Origin of the sequence: Pseudomonas sp. PDM24 (assembly GCF_019218905.1) — a bacterium.
In the GTDB taxonomy this organism is placed as follows: domain Bacteria; phylum Pseudomonadota; class Gammaproteobacteria; order Pseudomonadales; family Pseudomonadaceae; genus Aquipseudomonas.
In genome coordinates this window covers 417,450-441,561 of record NZ_JAHUWR010000001.1, presented here as the reverse complement: position 1 = coordinate 441,561, position 24,112 = coordinate 417,450, and the positions used below count along the sequence as shown (strand labels likewise).

The window sequence follows — 24,112 nt, the reverse complement described above, 5'->3', positions numbered from 1 at the left end:
ACGACAATGCCTCTGACTCGCAAAGCCTACCGCGCCGCCATTCTGCACAGCATCGCCGACCCAGCCGAAGTGGGTATCGAAGCCTCGTATGAGTATTTCGAAGACGGTTTGCTGGTGGTCGATAACGGCCAGATCAGCGCCATCGGCCACGCCAGCGAATTGCTGCCGAGCCTGCCGGCCGACATCGAGATCACCCATTATCAGGACGCGCTGATCACTCCGGGCTTCATCGATACCCACATCCACTTGCCGCAAACCGGCATGGTCGGCGCCTACGGCGAACAGCTTCTGGATTGGCTGAATACCTACACCTTCCCCTGTGAAAGCCAGTTCGCCGACAAGAACCATGCGGACGAAGTCGCGGACATTTTCATCAAGGAACTGCTGCGCAACGGTACCACCACGGCGCTGGTGTTCGGCAGCGTGCATCCGCAGTCGGTGAACTCGTTCTTCGAGGCCGCCGAACAGCTGGACCTGCGAATGATTGCCGGCAAGGTGATGATGGACCGCAACGCGCCGGACTACCTGACCGACACCGCCGAATCGAGCTACGTCGAAAGCAAGGCGCTGATCGAGCGCTGGCACGGCAAGGGTCGCTTGCACTACGCGGTCACTCCGCGTTTTGCACCGACCAGCACCCCGGAACAACTGACCCTCGCCGGCCAGTTGCTCAGCGAATATCCGGATCTGTACATGCAGACCCACATCAGCGAAAACCTCAAGGAAGTCGAGTGGGTCAAGGCGCTGTTCCCGGAGCGCAAAGGCTACCTGGACGTCTACGATCACTACCAATTGCTCGGTGAGCGCTCGGTGTTCGCCCACGGCGTGCACCTGTGCGACGACGAGTGCGCGCGGCTGGCGGAAACCGGGTCGGCCATCGCCTTCTGCCCGACCTCGAACTTCTTCCTCGGCAGCGGCTTGTTCAATCTGCCGATGGCCGAGAAGCACAAACTCAATGTCGGTCTCGGTACCGACGTCGGTGGCGGCACCAGCTTCTCGCTGCTGCAAACCCTGAACGAAGCCTACAAAGTCATGCAACTGCAAGGCGCGCGGCTGAGCCCGTTCAAGTCGCTGTACCTGGCCACCCTCGGCGGCGCCCGCGCGCTACGTCTGGAAGACAAGATCGGTACCTTGCAACCGGGCACCGACGCGGACTTCCTGGTGCTGGACTACAACGCCACGCCACTGCTCAGCTATCGCCTGAAACAGGCCAATAACATTGCCGAGACGTTGTTTGTATTGATGACGCTGGGGGATGACCGGACTGTTCTGCAGACGTATGCGGCGGGGAGTCTGGTGCATCAGCGCTAGTTTTCTCCAAGCATAAAAAATCCCCCGTCGCTTTACAGCCCGGGGGATTTTTATTGCCAGTCAGAAAGCCTTCGCGGGCAAGCCTCGCTCCTACAAGGGCCACGCTGTACCTGTAGGAGCGTGGCTTGCCCGCGAAGGCTGCACCTCGGTCTATCAGAGTTTCGCGACCGGCCGCCCTGGCTTCTTGGTCTGCAACAAATGCGAAAACACCGCATGCAAATCATCCGACGCGCTTTCTTCGTCGAGGTTGAGCTTGCTGTCGATGTGATCCATGTGATGCATCATCAAATCCACCGCCAGCGTCGCGTCCCGCGCTTCGATCGCGTCGATCAACTGAGTGTGTTCATCGTAGGAACAGTGAGAACGGTTGCCGCTCTCGTACTGGGCGATGATCAACGAAGTCTGCGACACCAGGCTGCGCTGGAAGCTGATCAGCGGGGCATTTTTCGCCGCTTCGGCCAGTTTCAAGTGGAACTCGCCGGACAGACGGATACCGGCACCACGATCGCCACGGGAAAAACTGTCGCGCTCGTCGTTGACCATCTGCCGCAGTTCGAGAAGTTGCTCGGCGGTGGCGTGCTGAACCGCCAACTCAGTGATCGCCCGCTCCACCAGACGCCGCGCCAGAAACACCTGACGGGCCTCTTCGACACTCGGGCTGGCGACGACAGCACCGCGATTCGGTCGCAGCAACACCACGCCTTCATGGGCCAGGCGCGACAGCGCGCGGCGAATGATGGTGCGGCTGACCCCGAAAATTTCCCCCAGCGCTTCTTCGCTCAACTTGGTGCCGGGCGCCAGACGCTGTTCGAGGATGGCCTCGAAGATATGCGCGTAGACCATATCGTCCTGGGTACCGCTGCGCCCGGCTTTGCCTGCTCGCGGTTGTTTCTTGAGGGGTTGCAACTGTTCGTTCATGGGCACTCGAGTCGGGAGAACTGCGGCGAATTGACCGTGACTGTAATACGGCACAGTGGGTCGCTGGCAAGTATCGCGTAAAAAACACCGCGATTGTACACAATGGAAGGTGGCAACACGACTGTACGGCTGTTTGTCGCCCTCGCTGTATCGCAACGACCGGTTACTTTTCAGTTTAGGCTTGAACGCAGAATCCGCAGCTCAACGCGATGCCCTGTAGGAGCGAGGCTTGCCCGCGAAGGCGTCGTGTCATTCAACATTGATATCGACTGACACGACGCCTTCGCGGGCAAGCCTCGCTCCTACAGGGTTCAGCGGCTACGGACATCTTTATCAGAACAAGGAACACCGATGTCATGACCGACGCCACGCACACGCAGCTTCGCCCTCTGACTGACACATCACCTTCGGCCATCGTCGCCGGGTTCATTGCCATGATGACCGGCTATACCAGCTCACTGGTGCTGATGTTCCAGGCCGGGCAAGCAGCGGGCCTGACCAGTGGGCAGATTTCGTCGTGGATCTGGGCGATCTCTATCGGCATGGCGGTATGCTCGATCGGCTTGTCCTTGCGCTACCGCACCCCGATCACCATCGCCTGGTCGACCCCCGGCGCGGCGTTGCTGATCACCAGCCTTGGCGGTGTCAGCTACGGCGAGGCGATTGGCGCCTATATAACTTGCGCGGTGCTGGTGACCCTCTGCGGCCTGACCGGCAGTTTCGAACGGCTGGTGAAAAAGATTCCGGCCTCATTGGCGGCGGCGTTGCTGGCGGGGATTCTGTTCAAGATCGGCAGCGAGATTTTCGTCGCCGCCCAGCACCGCACTGCGCTGGTCCTGGGAATGTTCTTCACCTATCTGGTGGTTAAACGCCTGTCGCCGCGCTACGCCGTGCTCGCCGCGCTGTTGATCGGCACTGTGCTGTCAGGGTTCATGGGGTTGCTGGATTTCAGTGGCTTCCATCTGGAAGTCGCGACACCGGTCTGGACTACACCGCATTTCTCCCTGGCCGCGACCATCAGCATTGGCATTCCGCTGTTCGTGGTGGCGATGACCTCGCAGAACATGCCGGGTATCGCCGTATTGCGCGCCGATGGCTACAACGTGCCGGCCTCACCGCTGATCACCACCACCGGCATTGCCTCGTTGCTGTTGGCCCCCTTCGGCTCCCATGGGATCAACCTGGCTGCCATCAGCGCGGCGATCTGCACCGGGCCGCATGCCCATGAAGATCGCAACAAACGCTACACGGCCGCCGTCTGGTGCGGGATTTTCTACGGGATTGCCGGGGTGTTCGGCGCGACGCTGGCGGCGTTGTTTGCCGCACTGCCTAAAGAATTGGTGCTGTCGATTGCCGCGCTGGCACTGTTCGGCTCGATCATCAATGGGTTGAGCATTGCCATGGCGCAAGTGCAGGAACGGGAAGCAGCGCTGATTACCTTTATGGTCACGGCGTCGGGGTTGACGCTGTTTTCCATCGGTTCGGCGTTCTGGGGGATTGTGGCGGGGGTGTTGACGCTGGTGATTCTGAACTGGCGCAAGGCCTGAGGGCGTCTTCGCGGGCAAGCCTCGCTCCTACAGGTTCAGCGTGAAGCCTTGTAGGAGCGAGGCTTGCCCGCGAAAGCATCCCCGAGATCAACATTGCAGGCCAAGCCATGCGCTACAAAAAGCAGGCATAAAAAAACGGCGACCCTTGGGTCGCCGTTTTTTAGAACATCAAGCTACCGGATTGATCGGCTTTTCCGGGTACCAGACGTCGATCAGCGGGCTGACGGTTGCTTCGGTCAGTTCGCTGCGGCCTTTGAGCCAGGCTTCAACAGCGGCACGCTGCTCTTCGGAGACCGAGCCACGCTTCTGCAGGCAAACCAGACCGAAGTCGTCGCCGCCAACATAGCCCAGACCGTTGGCTTCCATGGCTTCTTTCAGGAACGCGTCGAGGAAAGCATCAATGGCTTCATCAGCCAAATCTTCTTTGAAATCCAGGTTCAGTTCGAAACCCAGCTCTTGAAATTCATCGACGCACAGTTTTTTGCGCAGACGCTGGGAACGGTTAGTCGCCATTGGAACAATCCTCATAAGTATTAACGGGCCGCACTTTAGCAGTTTAAGGCGCCGATTGCCCGTCCCAGAATGCCGCTACACCTACCGTCGGTAAAAAAATAGCGGATTAGACGACCGGGGTACGGCACAAGCTGTTGCACCTTGGGGCATAATGCCGACACTTTCATGACCGCTGAGGGAATTTATCTCCATGCCCTCGTCTTTTTTCCCCTCGGCTGTAGGGTTTTATTTCAAATGATCAAATCTTTGCGTCCATTGCTGCTGGCCAGCCTTCTTCTGCCCCTGGCCCTCCCCGTTTCCGCCGCCTCGATCAACACCGCCCTGTCGCCCAACGTCGAAAAGGCCCTCAAGGCCAGCAAACTGCAAGACAGTGCCCTGTCGCTGGTAATGATCCCGCTCAACGGCCCGGGCACCGCAACCATTCATAACGCTGATGTTTCGGTCAACCCGGCCTCGACCATGAAGCTGGTGACCACGTACGCCGCGCTGGAAATGCTCGGCCCGAACCACCAGTGGAAAACCGAGTTCTACACCGACGGCACCCTCAGCGGCGGCATCCTCAACGGCAACCTCTACCTCAAGGGTGGCGGCGATCCGAAGCTCAACATGGAAAAACTCTGGCTGCTGATGCGCGATTTGCGCGCCAACGGCGTGACCCAGGTCACCGGCGACCTGGTGCTGGACCGCGGCTTCTTCGTGCAACCACAACTGCCTGAATTCAACGACGACGGCAACGACGAGAACAAACCGTTCCTGGTCAAACCCGACGCGCTGCTGGTCAACCTCAAGGCCCTGCGCTTCGTGGCCCGCAACGACTCGGGCAAGGTCCTGGTGTCGGTCGAGCCGCCGATTGCCAGCATCCGCATCGACAATCAGGTCAAGGCGCTCAACTCCAAGCAATGCACCGGTGGCGTGCGTTACAACCCGGTGCCCCAGGCTGATGGCAGCGTCACCGTGACCGTTGGCGGCCAGTTGGGCGAAGGCTGCAGCTCCCAGACCTACCTGTCGCTGCTTGATCACGCGACTTACACCGCTGGCGCTGTGCGGGCGATCTGGAAGGAACTGGGCGGCAGCATCCAGGGCCAGGATCGTCTGGCACCGACGCCGAGCAACGCCAAGGTGCTGGCCCGGGCCTACTCGCCAGACCTGGCGGAAATCATTCGCGACATCAACAAATACAGTAACAACACCATGGCTCAGCAGTTGTTCCTGAGCCTGGGCCAGAAGTTCCGCACGGATGCCGACGGTGACGACGCCAAGGCAGCCCAGCGCGTGGTGCGTCAGTGGCTGGCGAGAAAAGGCATCACTGCGCCGCACCTGGTGATGGAGAACGGCTCCGGCCTGTCCCGCGCCGAGCGAGTGAGTGCCCGTGAAATGGCCGCGATGCTGCAAGCCGCCTGGCGCAGCCCGTATTCCGCCGAGTTCATCAGCTCGATGCCCATTGCCGGCACCGACGGCACCATGCGCAAACGCCTGAAGACCACCGCGATGCGCGGTGAAGCCCACGTCAAGACCGGCACCCTGAACACCGTGCGCGCCATCTCCGGCTACAGCCGCGACATCAATGGCAATACCTGGGCGGTGGTGGCGATCCTCAACGACAAGGCACCATTTGGCGCCTCCTCGGTACTGGATCAGGTTCTGCTGGACCTGTATCGCCAGCCGAAACTGCCGGAAACGGCTTCGGTGTTGTAACCCGATCGTCCAGACACTGGAGATCAAAAATGTGGGAGCGGGCTTGCTCGCGAATGCGGTGTGTCATTCAGCATTAATGTCGACTTGATACACGCATTCGCGAGCAAGCCCGCTCCCACAGGGTCCGCATGCTGTCCTAGCTCATCTGCCCCTCAACCCGATCCCTTCCCGCCTGCTTCGCCGCATATACCCCTGAGTCCGCCCGCAACAGCAGCGCATCCGCGCCCTCTCCGGCCCGCCAACTGGCAATCCCGAAACTCGCGGTGACGATCCCGACCTCGTCGATCGGCGCACTGCGCAACCCTTGCCACAACTCCACGGCCAGCACGTGGGCCTGTTCGCCGTTGATATCCGGACAGAGCACCATGAACTCTTCGCCGCCCAGGCGACAAAACACATCAGTGCACCGCAGGCGACCGCCAATGCGCTCGCACACGGCCTGCAATACCCGATCACCCACGGCATGACCGTGCTGATCATTGATGCGCTTGAAGTGATCGATGTCGAGCATGATCACTGACAACTCGCCACCGCCGCGCTCGACCCGCGCCATTTCGGTGGTCAGGCGCTCCTGGAAGTAACGACGGTTATGGATCCCGGTCAGGGAGTCGGTCACTGACAGTGCGCGCAACTCCTCCTCCACGCGCTTGAGGTCGGAAATATCCGAGATGAAACCATGCCATAGCACACCGCCACCGGGCAGTTCTTCAGGAGTCGCTTCACCGCGGACCCAGCGCAGACCACGCTGGGGCAATTGCACGCGGTACTCTTCTCGCCAAGGGCTGAGGGTGTCAGCCGAGGCCAGGATCGAAGCGCGGACCCGACGCGCGTCCTGAGGATGAATCCGCGCGAACACCGCTTCGGCGTTGAGCAACAGCACGTCCGGCTCGAGTTCGTAGATATCGCGCATACCGTCGCTGGCGTAGATCACGCTGAAGCGCCCATCGAATTCCATCTTGAACTGGTAGATCCCGCCGGGCACATGGGCGCTGAGTTTCTTCAACAACAGGTCACGTGCCGCCAGGGCTTCGTGGACGCGCTTGCGCTCGGTGATGTCGATACAAATCGCCAGGTGCCCGACCCACAAGCCTTGCTCGTCGAGTACCGGGGTCGCCAGCATGTTCACCGTCAAGTGACTGCCGTCGTGACGCACCAGCGTCCACTCACGGGCTTCGTGACCGCCCTCTTCCCCGCCTTCGACCAGCATCGCCTGACACGTCGGGATGGGCTTGCCATAGCGCGCGCTCAACTCGGCCGAGCGCGCTTCGAGTTCCCGGGGCAGATGCAGGCTTTCCAGGGTCATATGGCCTATCACCTGCGCACTGCAATAGCCGAGCATTTGCTCTGCACCGGCGTTGAAGGTGCTAATCACCCCGCGCAAGTCGGTGGCGATGATCGCCACCTGAGTCGCGGCATCCAGCACACCGCGCAACTGGCCATGGGTGCCGCGCAACTCTTGCTCACGGTCGTGAAGTTCCTGGGTCCGCTGCTCCACCATTTTCAGCGCTCGCTGACGCTGGCTGACCAACACATAGAGAAACACACTGAGCAGCAGGCTGAGCAAACCGCCGAGTACCACCAGGCTGGCCACCGAGGAATGGTTGGCTTTCAGGAACGCGGCGCTGGGACGCATATCCACTTGATAGTCATGGTCGGCCAGACGTAGCAAACGTGTGGAGGACAAGTCACTGGCCCCCGCCGTGTTGGTCGACTCATACAACACTTCATGCTGATCATCGGTGGACAAGTCGAGGATACGCACCGAGAGAGAGTCATGATTCTCTTCCGGCAGCCCGTCCGCCAACAACTGACGCATGCTGATCACCGCCATGACATAGCCGGCGGGCGCAGCATTGGGGATGTTCTGATGGATGACCGGAGCCACTAGCAACACGCCCCGCGAATAGGCGGGCTCGATGCCTACCAGATGCAACGGTTGCGACACGGCCATGCGGCCATTGCGATCGGCGCGTTCCAGGGTCGAACGGCGCAGGGGCTGGGCCAGCAGGTCGTAACCCAGCGGCGTGGGCAGTCGGCTTTGGGTTTGGGTGTAGAGCACGGGCACGTACTCATCTCGCAAGCCGGCTGGTTGCAACTGACCATCGGCGTTGAGTTCGCGAAAGGTGAAATCGCTCAATCCCTCTGCGCTCACCGCGCGTTCAAGTAGCGGTCGTTCAGTGCGGGAAACCCGAGGGGCCCAGGAGTAAGCCTGGGTGCGACGCAAAAGAGGTTTGGCATAACCGTCGAATTCCTCGCGGGACACCGATTCGGAATTGACGAAGAACCGACGCAGGCCGTCAAGGCGCTGCTCCTGATCTTCGAAACGTTCTTCGATACGGCTGTAACGTTCACTGGCGAGCAGCTGGAAACGTTGCCGCAATTGCTGATGAAATTGATTGAACGTCGCCCAGGCCAGCAATCCCGTGAGAATCCCGCCGACAAGCAATGCCAACAGTGCGACCAGCCAGGCCGAAACATCTTCGCGGATAAAACCCAGGATCTTGGGGCGCACGGCGTGCAGCGACATAGATACAACTCAAAACGCCAGGTGCCGGAAAAGCCCATTGGCCATGTGTTGAGTTATAGCTATTAGCCACTAATTTGACCAGCACTGAAAGAACCCAAGAGCCTTTAAAAATCAAGGCTCTGGATCCAATCAGGCTCAAGCGTCAGCGAGCAGTGATCTTCCACGCACGGTGGATCTTGCCATTACGGGCGAAATCCGGATCGATGGTCTGGGCGGTGATTTCTTCAACGGCATAACGCTCGGTGAGGTTTTCCTCGAGCTGGAACTTGCGGAAGTTGTTGGAGAAGTACAACACCCCGCCCGGCGCCAGACGTGCCATCGCCAAGTCGATCAACTGCACCTGATCACGCTGCACGTCGAAGATCCCTTCCATGCGCTTGGAGTTGGAGAAGGTCGGCGGGTCGATGAAGATCAGGTCGTATTCGTCACGGCAGGCATCGAGCCAGACCATCACATCGCCCTGTTCCAGACGGTTCTTGTCGGAAAAACCGTTCAGCGACAGGTTGCGCCGCGCCCAATCCAGATAGGTTTTCGACAGATCGACGCTGGTGGTGCTGCGCGCACCGCCCTTGGCTGCATGAACGCTGGCGGTCGCTGTATAGCAATACAGGTTGAGGAAGCGCTTGCCGGCCGCCTCTTTCTGGATTCGCATGCGCATCGGCCGGTGGTCGAGGAACAGCCCGGTGTCGAGGTAGTCGGTGAGGTTCACCAGCAGCTTCACGCCGCCTTCGTTGACCTCGTTGAACTTGCCCTGTGCGCTCTGGCGTTCGTACTGCTTGGTGCCGCTCTGACGCTCGCGACGTTTGACCACCACGCGGTTCTTGTCGATGTTCAGCGCCTGCGGGATCGCCGCCAGGGCATCGAACATCCGTGCCGAGGCTTTTTCCGGATCAATGGATTTCGGTGCAGCGTATTCCTGAACGTGGACCCAGTCGTGATACAGGTCGATGGCCATGGAATATTCCGGCATGTCGGCATCGTAGACGCGGTAGCAGTCGATACCTTCACGCTTGACCCACTTACCGAGGGCCTTGAGGTTTTTTTGCAGACGGTTGGCAAACATCTGCCCGCCTTCGCTCAAGCGCGGTTGCTCGATCACCACCGGGGCCGGTTTGATCGGGTTGCCGTTCTTGTTGTACTTCTCGTATTTGCCCGGCGCTTCGATGTTGGATGGAGCGTCGGATTCGGCCTGTTCGCGCTCGATCTGGCGCTGTTCCGGAGTGCGACGCTCGCCGGTGACAAACTGGTCCGGCGTGACCTTGATCAGCAGCAACTTGCACGGCAGGGCGCCGTTCCAGAACGAATACTGTTTGTGGCTGCGGATGCCCATGCGCTTGCCCAGGTCCGGGGCGCCGGTGAACACCGCCGCTTCCCAGTTCAAGCAGGCCTGACGCAGACGTTCGCCGAGGTTCTGGTAGAGGTAGAGCAGGCTCGCCTCATCGCCCAGACGCTCGCCGTACGGAGGGTTGCAGATCACCAGGCCTTTCTGGTTCTGGTCCGGGCGCGGCTCGAACGTCGCGACTTCGCCCTGGTAGATCTTGATCCACTCGCTCAGGCCGGCACGCTCGACGTTATTGCGGCCCGGTTGAATCAGGCGCGGGTCAGCTTCGTAACCGCGAATCCACAGCGGTGGCTTGGCCAGACCGGCTGCGGCGCGTTCGGTGGCTTCTTCGTGGAGCTTTTTCCACAGCGCCGGCACGTGACCGAGCCAGGCGGTGAAGCCCCACTGCTCACGACGCAGGTTCGGCGCCATGTCGGCGGCGATCATCGCGGCTTCGACCAGGAACGTACCGACACCGCACATCGGGTCAGCCAGTGCGCCGCCATCGGCGGCAATCCGTGGCCAGCCGGAACGGATCAGAATCGCCGCCGCGAGGTTTTCCTTCAGCGGCGCAGCGCCCTGCTGCAAGCGGTAACCACGCTGGTGCAAGCTATGGCCGGAAAGGTCGAGAGACAAAATCGCTTCGCCACGGTCCAGGCGCAGGTGAATGCGCAGGTCCGGGTTGAGCTTGTCGATGGACGGACGATCGCCCTGGGGGGTGCGCAGTTTGTCGACGATCGCATCCTTGACCTTCAAAGCGCCGAAGTGCGTGTTATCGATGCCCGAACCGTGACCGCTGAATTCGACGGCCAGGGTACCATCGTTGAGCATGTGGTCTTGCCACTCGATATCCAGCACACCGTGGTAGAGGTCTTCGGCGTCCTTCATCGGGAAGCGCTTGAGCACCAGCAGCACACGGTTCGCCAGACGCGACCACAGGCACAGGCGATAGGCGGTTTCCATGGTGGCCATGCCGCGCACAGCCGAGGTGTGCTCACGTGCTTCCTCAAGGCCAAGCCCGACGGCTTCCTCGATGAGCAGGCCTTCAAGGCCTTTGGGGCAAGTGAGGAAGAGTTCGAAACGATCGGACATGGTAATTCCAGAGCCTTTAGCTAAGTGAACCGGCAACGCATTGCCGATCCGGTTTTCAATCAGGCGCTTTTCTAACAGAACGCCCGCGTGGCACGAAGGTGTGCCGTCCCCACCCTGACTGCTCGGGTTAAAAGAGCTTAGATGCCAGGGCAGATATAAAAGTTGATGCAACAAAATGTCATAAGTCGACCCTTCGTCGAATAGTCCCCAAGTGAACGGGTGTCATTCTCGTTAAAGGCCTCAACCCTCTCATCCCGCGCAGGGCCGATCATACCGGGGTTTGGCCAACAAACACGGGACAAATATCGTGTTACTTATGGCCATACCATCTTTATGGTTACGTTCTTATGACAAAACGATCATTCCCTCGATGTGACGCATTGGTTAGAACTCAACTCAGGTTGACGTCGCAACGGCGTCAACACCTTGGCTCGCGACGCCGGCAGCGAGCCGCCAACGGCAGGATTTTTCTGCCTGACCTCGATTGAGGTCGACGCGATAAATACAGTCAACAAGTGAGGGAAACACCCTATGAGAAGACTTAAGCGTGATCCGTTGGAAAGAGCATTTTTGCGCGGATATCAATATGGCGTTGGTGGTAAATCCCGTGAGCTTTGCCCATTTACTCTACCGTCGGTACGCCAAGCCTGGATCAATGGCTGGCGCGAAGGACGCGGCGACAACTGGGACGGTATGACCGGCACTGCGGGAATCCACAGACTCAACGAACTTCACGCCGTCGGCTAATACAGGGCACACACTCCGACACGACAATCTGATTACGCAACGACTTAACCACGCACGTCCCATCCGGACGGCGGGCTTCGGCCCAGGGGCTCCTTCGAGGAGCCCTTTTTTATGCCTGCCAGAAACTCAATCTCGAGCTGCAAACACATTACCTGTGGGAGCGGGCTTGCTCGCGAAAGCGATTTAACATTCAAGATGATGTTGACTGACCCAACGCTTTCGCGAGCAAGCCCGCTCCCACAAGGTTCAGCGCAGGGCCGCTATGGCATCCACCGATTCACGAATCAGCGCCGGGCCTTTATAGATAAAGCCGGAGTAGAGCTGCACCAAACTCGCACCCGCGGCAATTTTCTCAGCCGCGTGCTTGCCTTCAGTGATGCCGCCCACGGCAATGATCGGCAAGCGACCGGCCAGTTCCGCCGCCAGCACTTTAACGGTGTGCGTGCTCTTGTCGCGAACCGGTGCGCCGGACAACCCGCCCGCCTCGTCACCATGCTCCATGCCTTCGACGCCAACGCGGCTCAGGGTGGTGTTGGTGGCAATCACCGCGTCCATCCCGGTTTCGATCAACGCTTGGGCGACTTGAACGGTTTCTTCATCAGTCATGTCCGGCGCGATCTTGATCGCCAACGGAACATGCTTGCCGTGACGCAGGGCCAGTTCCGCCCGGCGGGTGGCCAGGTCGGCGAGCAATTGCTTGAGCGAATCGCCGAATTGCAGGCTGCGCAGGCCCGGGGTGTTCGGCGAACTGACGTTGACCGTCACGTAGCTGGCGTGGGCATAGACCTTGTCCAGGCAGATCAGGTAGTCATCGACCGCACGCTCAACCGGCGTATCGAAATTTTTGCCGATGTTGATGCCCAGCACGCCCTTGTATTTGGCCGCCGCCACGCGAGCGAGCAAGTGATCGACGCCGAGGTTGTTGAAGCCCATGCGGTTGATGATCGCCTCGGCGTCCGGCAAGCGGAAAATCCGTGGTTTCGGGTTGCCCGGTTGCGGACGCGGCGTGATGGTGCCGATTTCGACAAAACCGAAACCCAATTGGGCAAATCCATCGATCGCTGCGCCGTTTTTGTCCAAACCGGCCGCCAAACCCACCGGGTTCGGGAACTCCAGGCCCATGACCGTCACCGGCAGTTTCGCCGGCGCCTTGCACAGCAAGCCGTTAAGGCCCAAACGCCCGCCCGCGCCGATCAGGTCCAGGGACAGATCGTGGGAGGTTTCCGGGGAAAGTTTGAACAACAGCTGACGGGCCAGGGTGTACATGGGCAGGCTTGACTCGGTTGGCGATGAGAGGCGGCGATTATAGCCGTGCATCGGGTCCACAGGCGAGGCGCGCAACAAAATCAGCCAGCGATGGCATATGCCTTGCACCAATCACAGGCATCAGCACTCATGCCAACGGCGGGATGAGTGGAAGGACAATGGCGTCGTCACCCGGCTTTGCCCACGCAAAGGCCTTGGGACGACGCTTTTTTTTGGAAGGTGCGAAATCGATGAACGAACCATCAGCCGGCCCACTGGCCTGGGTCAACGGCAGCGATGCCCCGGAAAAGACTGAAATCAACCTCGGCTTCATGGCCCTGAGCGACTGCGCCTCAGTGGTGGTCGCCGCCACTCAGGGCTTTGCCCAACCCTACGGCCTGACCCTGAACCTCAAGCGCCAATCGTCCTGGGCCAACCTGCGGGACAAACTGGTCAGCGGCGAACTCGACGCCGCCCACAGCCTGTACGGCCTGATCTACGCCGTGCACCTGGGGATCGGCGGCGTAGCCTCCACCGACATGGCCGTGCTGATGGGCCTGAACCAGAACGGCCAAAGCATCAACCTTTCCCACGGCTTGCAGGCCCTGGGCGTGACCAGTCCTGAAGCACTGGACCGGCACGTGCACCAAAGTCGCCCAAAACTGACCTTCGCTCAGACTTTTCCCACGGGCACCCACGCCATGTGGCTGTATTACTGGCTCGCGAGTCAGGGCATTCATCCGTTGCAGGATGTCGACAGTGTGGTGGTGCCGCCGCCGCAAATGGTCGCGCACCTGCAAGCCGGGCGCATCGACGGTTTCTGCGTCGGCGAGCCGTGGGCGGCCAGTGCGGTGCAGCAGAATCTCGGGTTTACCATGGCCACCAGCCAGACCCTGTGGCCCGATCACCCGGAAAAAGTCCTCGGCTGCACCCGAACCTTTGTCGAGCAATACCCCAACACCGCACGGGCATTGGTGATGGCGATCCTCGAAGCCAGCCGATTCATCGAAGCCAGCCACGAAAATCGCCGCAGCACCGCGCAACTGTTGAGTGCGCCTGAGTATCTGGATGCACCGCTCGACTGCATCGAACCACGGTTGCTCGGTGACTACGCCGACGGCCTGGGTAATCGCTGGCAAGACCCACACGCCATGGGTTTTCACGGTGGTGGCGAGGTCAATTTTCCGTATTTGTCCGACGGTATGTGGTTCATGACCCAGTTTCGTCGCTGGGGTTTGTTGCGTGACGACCCGGATTACCTCGACGTGGCGCGTCAGGTCCAACAACTAGACTTATACCGTGAGGCCGCCACTGCTGTCGGTGTGCCTGCCCGGAGTCAGGAAATGCGCAGCAGTCAACTGATCGACGGCAAAATCTGGGACGGCTCGGACCCGGCCGGCTATGCCCGCAGCTTCACGCTGCACGCCATGAGCGACAACGCTCCCCTTCTCGCCAGCCGCTGACAGGAGCCTACGAATATGTTGCGTATCCTGCTGATCAATGACACTGCGAAAAAAGTCGGGCGCCTGAAGGCGGCTCTGACCGAGGCCGGGTTCGAGGTCATCGACGAGTCCGGCCTGACCATTGACCTGCCCGCGCGCGTCGAAACGGTGCGTCCGGACGTGATTTTGATCGATACCGAGTCACCGAGCCGCGATGTGATGGAGCAAGTGGTGCTGGTGACCCGTGACCAACCACGTCCGATTGTGATGTTCACCGACGAGCACGACCCCGACGTGATGCGCCGGGCGATCAAGTCCGGCGTCAGTGCCTACATCGTCGAAGGCATTCACGCACAACGCTTGCAGCCGATTCTCGACGTGGCCATGGCGCGCTTTGAAAGCGACCAGGCCCTGCGCGCGCAACTGCACGCCCGCGACCAGCAACTGGCCGAGCGCAAGCGCATCGAGCTGGCCAAGGGGCTGTTGATGAAGATGAAGGACTGCAACGAAGAAGAGGCCTACACCCTGATGCGCCGCCAGGCCATGAGCCGCCAGCAGAAGCTGATACAGGTGGCGGAGCAGATCATTGCCATGAGTGAGTTGCTTGGCTGAAGCCCTGCTGTGAATGATCGATCGCCTTCGCGAGCAAGCCCGCTCCCACATTTGATTCGTGTCGAACTTCAATGTCGTGAACGACACAATTCCCCTGTGGGAGCGGGCTTGCTCGCGAATGGCCGCGACTCGGTCTCCCTTGTTGGCACAGATCTCGCTAGGTAATCCCTGCAAGGTAACCAACGGCGGTTGCCCCACCTACGACGAAGACGTCGCTCACCTCATTCGCCCCCTGGCGGATCGGGTAGCGGCGTTTTTCCGTTTTGGCCCCAGAGACCGGGGCTGGTGGTGCGGCCGTTGCGGCGCCCCACCTGCAAGCTCATGACTCCTTCTTGATACGCCTGACAGCTGAGGTGCGCGATGAATTCAAGCTTCTGGAAATCCGGCCATACCCCGACACTGTTCGCAGCCTTCCTCTATTTCGATCTGAGCTTCATGGTCTGGTACCTGCTCGGCCCTTTGGCAGTGCAGATCGCCGCTGATCTGCACCTGACCACCCAACAACGCGGGCTGGTGGTGGCCACGCCGATTCTGGCCGGGGCCATATTGCGCTTTTTGATGGGCCTGCTGGCTGATCGTTTGTCGCCAAAAATCGCCGGGTTGATCGGCCAGGTGATCGTCATCTGCGCCCTGTTCGTCGCCTGGAAAGTCGGCATCCACAGTTACGAACAAGCGTTGTTGCTAGGCCTGTTCCTTGGCGTGGCAGGTGCGTCATTCGCCGTCGCCCTGCCATTGGCCTCGCAATGGTATCCGCCCCAGCACCAAGGCAAAGCCATGGGCATCGCCGGTGCCGGTAACTCGGGCACCGTCCTCGCTGCCTTGATCGCCCCGGTACTGGCCGCTGCATTTGGCTGGAGCAACGTGTTCGGCTTCGCCCTGATCCCGTTGGTCCTGACCCTGATCGTCTTCGCCTGGCTGGCCAAAAATGCACCGGAGCGCCCGAAACCCAAGTCCGTGTCAGACTATTTCAAGGCCCTGGGTGATCGCGACAGCTGGTGGTTCATGTTTTTCTACAGCGTGACCTTTGGCGGTTTCATCGGCCTGGCCAGCGCCCTGCCCGGCTACTTCAACGACCAGTACGGCCTGAGCCCGGTGACTGCCGGCTACTACACTGCTGCTTGTGTGTTCGGTGGCAGCCTGATGCGTCCATTGGGCGGCGCGCTGGCGGATCGCTTCGGCGGGATTCGCACCTTGCTGGCGATGTACACCGTGGCAGCGATCTGCATTGCAACGGTAGGTTTCAATCTGCCGAGTTCCTACGCCGCGTTGGCGCTTTTCGTGTGCACTATGCTCGGTTTGGGTGCAGGCAACGGTGCCGTATTCCAGTTGGTCCCGCAGCGTTTTCGTCGGGAGATCGGTGTGATGACCGGGCTGATCGGCATGGCCGGCGGTATCGGTGGCTTCGCACTGGCCGCCGGCATGGGCGCGATCAAGCAAAGCACCGGCAGCTATCAAATGGCCTTGTGGTTGTTCGCCAGCCTCGGCGTACTCGCCTGGTTTGGTCTGCATGGTGTGAAACGTCGCTGGAGAACCACTTGGGGTTCGGCAGCCGTTACCGCAGCACGGGTGTGAGGACTGAATGAGCCTGCAACTGAGCTTCGCCGAACACAGCGCCATCGGCCCCCGCGAGGAGAACCAGGACGCTGTGCGCCTGGTCACTCCGGCCCCGGCGCTGGCGGCAAGCAAGGGTTACCTGTTCGCCATCGCCGACGGTGTCAGCCAATGTGCCGATGGCGGGCTCGCAGCCCGTTCGACCTTGCAGGCCTTGGCGCTGGACTACTACGCCACCCCGGAAACCTGGGGCGTCGCCCAGGCATTGGACCGTCTGCTACTGGCGCAAAACCGCTGGTTGCAGGCGAACGGCGGCGGGCAACCGCTGCTGACTACCGTCAGTGCCTTGGTGATGCGCGGCAGGCGTTTCACTCTGGCTCATGTGGGTGATTGCCGGGTTTATCGCTGGCACGCCGACACACTGCAACGGGTGAGTGAGGATCACGTCTGGGACCAGCCGGGCATGCAGCATGTGCTCAAACGTGCCCTTGGGCTGGATCAACACCTGGTGCTGGACTTTCTCGATGGTGAACTGCGCCTGAACGAGAGTTTCGTGCTGCTCAGCGACGGCATCTGGGCCGTGCTGGGCGACACGGCCATTGCCGCGATTCTGCGCGATCAACCCGACCTGAACAGTGCCGCGCAGACCCTGGTCAACGCTGCACATCTGGCCGGCAGTCAGGACAACGCCAGCGCCCTGTTGGTGCGGGTCGATGCCCTCGGTGAAACCAGCATTGGCGACGCGCTGATTCATCTGCAGCAATGGCCACTCCCGCCTGCGCTGAAACCGGGCCAGACGTTCGAAGGCTGGCAGGTCGAAGGGATCCTCGGCCAGAGCCAGCAATCGCTGCTCTACCGGGTGCGCGACGCACAACAACAGCCCTGGCTGCTGAAAACCTTGCCCAGTGCGCTCCGTGACGATCACCAGGCCGGGCAGGCGTTGTTGTCAGAGGAATGGTTTCTCAAACGTGTGGCCGGGCGGCATTTTCCTGAAGTCCATGCCGCCAGTCAGCGTCAGCATTTGTACTACGTGATGCGTGAATATTCCGGGTCTACCTTGGCAGAGCTGCATGAGCGTGTCGCTACGCTGCCATTGGCTCAATGGCTGGATCTGGCCGAACGCCTGCTGCGAGCCGTCGGCATACTGCATCGACGGCAAATTCTGCATCGCGATATCAAACCGGAGAACCTGCTGCAGGGGGACGACGGTGAGCTGCGCTTGCTGGATTTCGGCCTCGCCTACTGCCCCGGGCTGTCCGAAGATCAAGCCTGCGCCCTGCCCGGAACGCCCAGCTATATCGCGCCGGAAGCCTTTCGAGGTGATCCTCCTACACCACAACAGGATTTGTATGCGGTGGGCGTGACCTTGTATTACCTGCTGACCGGGCATTATCCCTACGGCGAAATCGAAGCATTCCAGCGCCCTCGGTTTGGTGTGCCTGTCAGCGCCAGTCGCTACCGGCCCGACCTGCCGGAATGGATCGCGCAAAGTCTGGAGCGCGCGGTGGCGGCGGCTCCGGATCAGCGTTTTGAAACGGCGGAAGAATGGTTGTTGCTACTGGAACAGGGAGAACGCCGCAGTTTGAGCGTGCGCCCCAGACCGTTGCTGGAGCGCGAACCGCTGAAAGTCTGGCGGACGTTGGCGCTGGTGTCGTTGCTGGTGAATCTGGTGCTGCTGTTTTTGCTGTTTCATGGTTGAGTTTTTCACTTCACCCAAAAGATCAAAAGATCGCAGCCTGCGGCAGCTCCTACGGGTGCCCACGATCTCCTGCGGGAGCTGCCGTAGGCTGCGATCTTTTGACTTTTCTGCTTCAAAACCGGGCATAGCGCATTGAACCGGTGCACACAAACACCCTCCTCCCGTGCTGAGAGCCCATAAATTCCGCATTTGTGCGACTTGGCACAACCACTGCATTACCTTTCCCAACATACATAAAGCCCAACCTTCAACGTAGAAGGCTGCGCTGCCCGAGAGAACGGGACAAGGACAAAGGCGTCCTCGCTAGTTAACTAGCGGGACGCCTTTTTTTGTTTGCGCAAAATTTTGTCGAGCAAGGCCTGAATGCCCTGATGAGGCAGGCCCGAGCTCCCCGGAGAACCTGATGAAAAAACTAAAACTGGTGATGATCGGCAACGGCATGGCCGGGGTACGTACCCTGGAAGAACTGCTCAAGCTGAGTAATGAGCTGTACGACATCACGGTCTTCGGCGCCGAACCCCATACCAACTACAACCGCATCCTGCTGTCGCCCGTATTGGCTGGCGAACAGACCTTCGAAGAGATCGTGCTCAACGATCTGGACTGGTACCTGGAAAACAACATCAAGCTACTGCTCAACCGTAAAGTGGTGGAGATCGACCGGGTCAAACGTCGGGTCATCGCTGAAGACGGCACCGAGGCCGAATACGACCGCCTGCTGATTGCCACCGGTTCGACCCCGTTCATCCTGCCGATCCCCGGTAATACCTTGCAGGGCGTGATCGGCTACCGCGACATTGCCGACACCCAGGCGATGATCGACACCGCCAAGACCCACAAGCACGCCGTGGTCATCGGCGGCGGTCTGCTGGGCCTTGAAGCCGCCAACGGCCTGATGCTGCGTGGCATGCACGTCACCGTGGTGCACATCGGCGAATGGCTGCTGGAGCGGCAACTGGACAAAACCAGCGGCCAACTCCTGCAAACCGCCCTGGAAGCCCGAGGCCTGCATTTCCGTCTGTGCGAACAGACCCAGGCCCTGCACGACGCCGGCAATGGCCGGGTTGGCTCGGTTGAGTTCAAGAACGGCGACATCATCCCTGCCGACCTGGTGGTGATGGCCGCCGGTATTCGTCCCAACACCGAACTCGCGGAAAAGTCCGGCATCCCGTGCAATCGCGGGATTCTGGTCAACGACACGATGCAAACCTACGACCCTCGGGTCTACGCCATCGGCGAATGCGCCAGCCACCGTGGCATCGCCTACGGCCTGGTCGCGCCGCTGTTCGAACAGGCCAAGGTCTGCGCCAACCACCTCGCCCAACTGGGTTTCGCCACCTACAAGGGTTCGGTGACGTCGACCAAATTGAAAGTCACCGGCATCGACCTGTTTTCCGCCGGCGACTTCATGGGCGGCGAAGGCACCGAGACCATCACCCTCTCCGACCCGATCGGCGGGGTCTACAAGAAACTGGTGATCAAGGATGACGTGCTGGTCGGGGCTTGTCTGTACGGCGATACGGCTGATGGCGGTTGGTATTTCCGGCAGATCCGTGAGAACCATGGCATCGGCGAGATCCGCGATCACCTTATGTTTGGAGAAAACGCTTTAGGTGATGTAGGACACCAGGGCCAGGACAAAGCCATGAGCATGGCCGACACCGCCGAAGTCTGCGGCTGCAATGGCGTGTGCAAAGGCACCATCGTCAAAGCCATTCAGGAACACGGGCTATTCAGCGTCGATGATGTGAAGAAACACACCAAGGCCGCCAGCTCCTGCGGTTCCTGCGCGGGCCTCGTCGAACAGATACTGATCAACACCGTGGGCGGCGCGGCAGACGTCAAGCCGAAAAGCGAGAAAGCCATCTGCGGTTGCAGTGACCTCAACCACGGGCAAATCCGCCAGGCCATCCGCGACCAGCACCTGCTGACCATCGCCGGCACCATGAGCTACTTGAACTGGCGCACCCCGAACGGTTGCGCCACGTGCCGTCCGGCGCTCAACTACTACCTGATTTCCACCTGGCCAGGCGAAGCCAAGGACGATCCACAATCGCGCCTGATCAACGAACGCGCCCACGCCAACATTCAGAAAGACGGCACTTACTCTGTAGTCCCGCGGATGTGGGGCGGTGTGACCAATCCTTCAGAGCTGCGGCGCATTGCCGACGTGGCCGACAAGTACAACGTGCCGATGGTCAAGGTCACTGGCGGCCAGCGTATCGACTTGCTGGGGATCAAAAAGCAGGACCTGCCGGGCGTCTGGAAAGACCTGGACATGCCGTCCGGCCACGCCTACGGCAAATCCATCCGCACGGTAAAAACCTGTGTCGGCAGCGAGTTCTGCCGCTTCGGCACCCAGAATTCCACGCAACTGGGCATCGAGCTTGAGCATGACCTGTTCAACATGTGGTCGCCGCACAAAGTGAAACTGGCCGTCTCCGGTTGCCCACGCAACTGCTCGGAAGCGGGGATCAAGGACGTCGGAATTATCGGCGTGGATTCCGGCTGGGAGATGTACATCGGTGGCAACGGCGGGATCAAAACCGAAGTCGCGGAATTCTTCGTCAAACTGAAAACCGCCGAAGAAGTGCGCGAATACAACGGCGCTTTCCTGCAGCTATATCGCGAAGAAGCCTTCTACCTCGAACGCACCGTGCATTACCTACAACGGGTCGGCATGGAACACATCAAGAAAGCCGTGCTGGAAGACCCGGAACGGCGCAAGGCACTGAACGATCGCCTGCAATTTTCCCTGTCGTTCGAACAGGACCCTTGGAAGGAACGCCTCGAACAACCGCTGCTGAAAAAAGAATTCGAGGTCATTCCCGTGAAGGACCTGGAGGTGTCGGTATGAACTGGCTGGATATCTGCGCACTGGAAGAGATCAATACCCTTGGCTCGCGGATCATCGCGGGCCCGAAAGGCGACATCGCGATTTTTCGTACGAGCGACGATGAGGTTTTCGCCCTCGACGACCGCTGCCCGCACAAGGGCGGGCCGTTGTCCCAGGGTTTGATCTACGGCAAACGAGTGGCCTGCCCGCTGCACAACTGGCAGATCGACCTGGAAACCGGCGAGGCCCAGGCCCCTGATATTGGCTGCGCCCACCATCATTCGGCACGGGTCGAGAACGGCCGGGTGCTGCTCGCCCTGCGGGAAGCAAGCTGATGAACCAGATCACCGCCTCCACCTGCTGCTACTGCGGGGTCGGCTGTGGTGTGCTGATCGAGCACGACGGCGAGCGCATCCTCGGCGTCAGCGGCGATCCGGCACACCCGGCCAACTTCGGCAAATTGTGCAGTAAAGGTTCGACCCTGCACCTGACCGGCGACTTGACGGCACGGGCGTTGTACCCGGAACTGCGCTTGGGCAAAGGCTTGGCCCGCAGCCGCACCGACTGGGACACGGCGCTCGATCACGCCGCCAGCGTCTTCGCCGAAACCATCGCCGAGCATGGCCCGGACAGCGTTGCGTTCTATATCTCCGGGCAGTTGCTGACCGAGGATTACTACGCCTTCAACAAACTGGCGCGGGCGCTGGTGGGCACCAACAACATCGACAGTAATTCACGGCTGTGCATGTCTTCAGCGGTGGTCGGCTACAAGCGCAGCCTCGGCGCCGATGCTCCGCCCTGCAACTACGAAGACCTGGAACTGAGCGACTGCGTGATGATCGTCGGCAGCAACATGGCCTACGCCCACCCGGTACTGTTTCGTCGCCTGGAAGAAGCCAAATCCCGCCGCCCACAGATGAAAGTCATCGTCATCGACCCACGGCGCACCGACACCTGCGATTTGGCTGACCTGCACCTGGCGATTCTGCCCGGCACCGATGTCGCCCTGTTCCATGGGATTTTGCACCTGTTGCTGTGGGAAGACTGGGTCGACCGCGACTTCATCAAGGCCCATACCGAAGGCCTGGCCGAGCTGAAAAACCTGGTGCGCGATTACACCCCGACAATGGTGTCGCAACTCTGTGGCATCAGCGTCGAGCAACTGCATCAATGCGCGCAATGGGTCGGCACTTCACCGAGCTTTCTATCGCTGTGGTGCATGGGGCTGAATCAGTCCACTGCCGGCAGCGCGAAGAACAGCGCGTTGATCAACCTGCACCTGGCCACCGGACAAATCGGCCGGCCCGGTGCAGGACCTTTCTCGCTGACTGGTCAGCCAAATGCCATGGGCGGCCGGGAAACCGGCAGTTTGTCGAACCTGCTGCCAGGCCATCGCGAAGCAGCCAATGCCGACCACCGCGCGCAAGTGGCTGACTACTGGGGCGTTGATCAACTGCCCGCGACCACCGGCCTGACGGCCATCGAGCTGTTCGAGCAGATGCGCAGCGGCAAGATCAAAGCGCTGTGGATCGCCTGCACCAACCCTGCACAATCGCTGCCGGACCAGACCGCTGTGCGCGAGGCACTGCAAGCCTGTCCGTTCGTGGTGTTGCAGGAAGCCTTTCGCACCACCGAAACCGCCGCGTTCGCCGACCTGCTGTTGCCCGCCGCCAGTTGGGGTGAAAAGGACGGCACGGTCACCAACTCCGAACGGCGCATTTCCCACGTCCGTCAGGCCATCGGCGCACCCGGTGAAGCACGGCCCGACTGGTCGATCACCGTGGATTTCGCACAGCGCCTGGAAAAACATCTGCGCCCTGGAGCCACCAGCCTGTTTGCCTTTGAAACCCCGGCGCAGGTCTTCGACGAATACAAACACCTGACTCGCGGCCGCGACCTCGACCTCTCCGGAATCAGCCATGCGCTGATCGACCAGCTCGGCCCGCAGCAATGGCCCTTCCCCGCCGGGGCCCGCGAAGGCACGGCGCGGCTGTATCTCGACGGAGTTTTCCCGACCGCCAGCGGGCGTGCACAGTTCATCACCGACCCGTATCGCGCCGCCAAGGAGCAACGCGATGCGCGCTTCCCCCTGACCCTGATCACCGGCCGGCTGCGCGATCAATGGCACGGCATGAGCCGCACCGGCACCGCCGCGCAGCTATTCGGCCATGTCAGCGAAGCCGTGTTGAGCCTGCACCCGGATGAACTGCGTCGGCATCGCCTGCAACCTGGCGACCTGATCAATCTGAAAAGTCGCCGGGGCTCGGTGATCTTGCCAGTCAGCAGCGATGACAGCGTACGTCCGGGCCAGGCATTTCTGCCGATGCATTGGGGCGACCGCTTTCTCAAGGGCGGCGTGAATACCCTCACCCTCCCCGCCTTCGACCCATTGTCGAAACAACCGGAACTCAAACACAGCGGTGTGCGACTCGAGCCTGTGCAATTGCCCTGGCAGCTTTTCGCTCTGATAGAGGGTGATGTTCAACAGCATTTGGAGACGCTACGACCGCTCTGCGAGGCGTTTTCCTACGCAAGCCTCAGCCTGACCGGCCGTGAGCGTCCTGCACTGCTGATACGCGCTGCCAGCGCCACCGCGCCAGACCCGCAGTTGTTGCGTGATATCGATCAGTGCCTGGGGCTCAACGACGGCCCGGTATTGGCCTACGACGATCCTCGGCGCTCGATCGGCAAGCGGGTACGGATCGAGAACGGTCGGATCACCGCGATTCGCCTGGCCGGTGAAACGTTGGCCCAACACTGGCTGCAAAGTCTGTGGCTCGAAGGTCGCGCCGACGAACAGCTACGCCGTTGGCTGCTGGCGCCCTTGAGTGCGCCACCGGGCACCGCTGGCGGACCGGCATCGGGCACCAAAACCCTGTGCAACTGCATGAACGTCAGCCAGAACGCGGTGTGTGCCGGCATTGGGCGTGGCCTGGACTTGCAGGGTTTGAAACAAGAACTGGGCTGTGGCACGCAATGCGGCTCCTGCGTCCCGGAAATCAAGCGTTTGCTGGCCGCCACCGCGCAGCCAGTCGCCGTCATCTCGTGAGGAAAAC

General features: G+C 60.6%; 16 protein-coding genes. 11 read left to right on the top strand and 5 right to left on the bottom strand.

Annotation, left to right across the window (positions count from 1 at the left end):
- Positions 1-6: 6 nt before the first annotated feature.
- Positions 7-1,311, top strand: a complete 1,305-nt coding sequence (guaD, locus tag KW837_RS02095; RefSeq protein ID WP_218394341.1) for a guanine deaminase — start codon at positions 7-9, stop codon at positions 1,309-1,311.
- 153 nt (positions 1,312-1,464) lie between these two features.
- On the opposite strand, the gene KW837_RS02090 is transcribed toward guaD, so the two are convergent.
- Complete coding sequence (locus KW837_RS02090; RefSeq protein WP_218394340.1) at positions 1,465-2,229, bottom strand: GntR family transcriptional regulator; 765 nt, start codon at positions 2,227-2,229, stop codon at positions 1,465-1,467.
- Positions 2,230-2,585: 356 nt separating this feature from the next.
- Here KW837_RS02090 and KW837_RS02085 point away from each other — a divergent pair, with 356 nt between their 5' ends.
- Positions 2,586-3,776 (top strand): benzoate/H(+) symporter BenE family transporter, encoded by a 1,191-nt coding sequence (locus tag KW837_RS02085; RefSeq protein ID WP_218394339.1) that lies wholly within the window; start codon positions 2,586-2,588, stop codon positions 3,774-3,776.
- Positions 3,777-3,944: 168 nt separating this feature from the next.
- On the opposite strand, the gene KW837_RS02080 is transcribed toward KW837_RS02085, so the two are convergent.
- A complete protein-coding gene (locus tag KW837_RS02080; RefSeq protein ID WP_007896965.1) occupies positions 3,945-4,289 on the bottom strand; it encodes a YggL family protein in 345 nt (114 codons plus the stop codon).
- Between the two features lie 234 nt (positions 4,290-4,523).
- On the opposite strand from KW837_RS02080, the gene dacB reads away from it, so the two are divergent.
- Entirely contained in the window at positions 4,524-5,984 is a 1,461-nt protein-coding gene (gene dacB, locus KW837_RS02075; RefSeq protein ID WP_218394338.1) for a D-alanyl-D-alanine carboxypeptidase/D-alanyl-D-alanine-endopeptidase, read from the top strand.
- 136 nt (positions 5,985-6,120) lie between these two features.
- Here the strand turns inward: dacB and KW837_RS02070 are convergent, their stop codons facing one another.
- Both KW837_RS02070 and rlmKL read right to left on the bottom strand, forming a co-directional pair.
- Positions 6,121-8,511, bottom strand: coding sequence for a GGDEF domain-containing protein (locus tag KW837_RS02070; RefSeq protein ID WP_218394337.1), 2,391 nt, complete (start codon positions 8,509-8,511; stop codon positions 6,121-6,123).
- Between the two features lie 142 nt (positions 8,512-8,653).
- Positions 8,654-10,924 carry a bifunctional 23S rRNA (guanine(2069)-N(7))-methyltransferase RlmK/23S rRNA (guanine(2445)-N(2))-methyltransferase RlmL gene (gene rlmKL / locus KW837_RS02065; protein ID WP_063343018.1) on the bottom strand — a complete coding sequence of 757 codons (2,271 nt, stop codon included), beginning with the start codon at positions 10,922-10,924 and terminating at the stop codon, positions 8,654-8,656.
- A 531-nt stretch (positions 10,925-11,455) separates the two neighbouring features.
- Here rlmKL and rmf point away from each other — a divergent pair.
- Positions 11,456-11,671 carry a ribosome modulation factor gene (gene rmf / locus KW837_RS02060; protein ID WP_003223300.1) on the top strand — a complete coding sequence of 72 codons (216 nt, stop codon included), beginning with the start codon at positions 11,456-11,458 and terminating at the stop codon, positions 11,669-11,671.
- 246 nt (positions 11,672-11,917) lie between these two features.
- Here the strand turns inward: rmf and KW837_RS02055 are convergent, their stop codons facing one another.
- Positions 11,918-12,937: a quinone-dependent dihydroorotate dehydrogenase gene (locus KW837_RS02055; RefSeq protein ID WP_218394336.1), complete on the bottom strand. Its 1,020-nt coding sequence runs from the start codon at positions 12,935-12,937 to the stop codon at positions 11,918-11,920.
- Between the two features lie 230 nt (positions 12,938-13,167).
- Here KW837_RS02055 and KW837_RS02050 point away from each other — a divergent pair, with 230 nt between their 5' ends.
- From KW837_RS02050 to KW837_RS02020, 7 genes are all read left to right on the top strand, one after another.
- Positions 13,168-14,379 carry a CmpA/NrtA family ABC transporter substrate-binding protein gene (locus tag KW837_RS02050; RefSeq protein ID WP_218394335.1) on the top strand — a complete coding sequence of 404 codons (1,212 nt, stop codon included), beginning with the start codon at positions 13,168-13,170 and terminating at the stop codon, positions 14,377-14,379.
- A 15-nt stretch (positions 14,380-14,394) separates the two neighbouring features.
- Positions 14,395-14,970 (top strand): ANTAR domain-containing response regulator, encoded by a 576-nt coding sequence (locus KW837_RS02045; protein ID WP_008006986.1) that lies wholly within the window; start codon positions 14,395-14,397, stop codon positions 14,968-14,970.
- A 360-nt stretch (positions 14,971-15,330) separates the two neighbouring features.
- A complete protein-coding gene (locus KW837_RS02040; RefSeq protein ID WP_192342518.1) occupies positions 15,331-16,542 on the top strand; it encodes a NarK/NasA family nitrate transporter in 1,212 nt (403 codons plus the stop codon).
- Positions 16,543-16,549: 7 nt separating this feature from the next.
- Positions 16,550-18,220 carry a bifunctional protein-serine/threonine kinase/phosphatase gene (locus tag KW837_RS02035; RefSeq protein ID WP_218394334.1) on the top strand — a complete coding sequence of 557 codons (1,671 nt, stop codon included), beginning with the start codon at positions 16,550-16,552 and terminating at the stop codon, positions 18,218-18,220.
- Between the two features lie 403 nt (positions 18,221-18,623).
- Complete coding sequence (gene nirB / locus KW837_RS02030) at positions 18,624-21,077, top strand: nitrite reductase large subunit NirB (protein ID WP_218394333.1); 2,454 nt, start codon at positions 18,624-18,626, stop codon at positions 21,075-21,077.
- Positions 21,074-21,391, top strand: coding sequence for a nitrite reductase small subunit NirD (gene nirD / locus KW837_RS02025; protein ID WP_007902067.1), 318 nt, complete (start codon positions 21,074-21,076; stop codon positions 21,389-21,391). The genes nirB and nirD overlap by 4 nt, the downstream gene beginning before the upstream one ends.
- A complete protein-coding gene (locus KW837_RS02020; protein WP_218394332.1) occupies positions 21,391-24,105 on the top strand; it encodes a nitrate reductase in 2,715 nt (904 codons plus the stop codon). The genes nirD and KW837_RS02020 overlap by 1 nt, the downstream gene beginning before the upstream one ends.
- Positions 24,106-24,112 lie beyond the last annotated feature (7 nt).

What these genes read in the sequence shown, in the direction of transcription:
- guaD (WP_218394341.1), top strand. Translation starts at nt 7, where the DNA reads ATGCCTCTGACTCGCAAAGCCTACCGCGCCGCCATTCTGCACAGCATC.
- KW837_RS02090 (WP_218394340.1), bottom strand. Translation starts at nt 2,229, where the DNA reads ATGAACGAACAGTTGCAACCCCTCAAGAAACAACCGCGAGCAGGCAAA.
- KW837_RS02085 (WP_218394339.1), top strand. Translation starts at nt 2,586, where the DNA reads ATGACCGACGCCACGCACACGCAGCTTCGCCCTCTGACTGACACATCA.
- KW837_RS02080 (WP_007896965.1), bottom strand. Translation starts at nt 4,289, where the DNA reads ATGGCGACTAACCGTTCCCAGCGTCTGCGCAAAAAACTGTGCGTCGAT.
- dacB (WP_218394338.1), top strand. Translation starts at nt 4,524, where the DNA reads ATGATCAAATCTTTGCGTCCATTGCTGCTGGCCAGCCTTCTTCTGCCC.
- KW837_RS02070 (WP_218394337.1), bottom strand. Translation starts at nt 8,511, where the DNA reads ATGTCGCTGCACGCCGTGCGCCCCAAGATCCTGGGTTTTATCCGCGAA.
- rlmKL (WP_063343018.1), bottom strand. Translation starts at nt 10,924, where the DNA reads ATGTCCGATCGTTTCGAACTCTTCCTCACTTGCCCCAAAGGCCTTGAA.
- rmf (WP_003223300.1), top strand. Translation starts at nt 11,456, where the DNA reads ATGAGAAGACTTAAGCGTGATCCGTTGGAAAGAGCATTTTTGCGCGGA.
- KW837_RS02055 (WP_218394336.1), bottom strand. Translation starts at nt 12,937, where the DNA reads ATGTACACCCTGGCCCGTCAGCTGTTGTTCAAACTTTCCCCGGAAACC.
- KW837_RS02050 (WP_218394335.1), top strand. Translation starts at nt 13,168, where the DNA reads ATGAACGAACCATCAGCCGGCCCACTGGCCTGGGTCAACGGCAGCGAT.
- KW837_RS02045 (WP_008006986.1), top strand. Translation starts at nt 14,395, where the DNA reads ATGTTGCGTATCCTGCTGATCAATGACACTGCGAAAAAAGTCGGGCGC.
- KW837_RS02040 (WP_192342518.1), top strand. Translation starts at nt 15,331, where the DNA reads ATGAATTCAAGCTTCTGGAAATCCGGCCATACCCCGACACTGTTCGCA.
- KW837_RS02035 (WP_218394334.1), top strand. Translation starts at nt 16,550, where the DNA reads ATGAGCCTGCAACTGAGCTTCGCCGAACACAGCGCCATCGGCCCCCGC.
- nirB (WP_218394333.1), top strand. Translation starts at nt 18,624, where the DNA reads ATGAAAAAACTAAAACTGGTGATGATCGGCAACGGCATGGCCGGGGTA.
- nirD (WP_007902067.1), top strand. Translation starts at nt 21,074, where the DNA reads ATGAACTGGCTGGATATCTGCGCACTGGAAGAGATCAATACCCTTGGC.
- KW837_RS02020 (WP_218394332.1), top strand. Translation starts at nt 21,391, where the DNA reads ATGAACCAGATCACCGCCTCCACCTGCTGCTACTGCGGGGTCGGCTGT.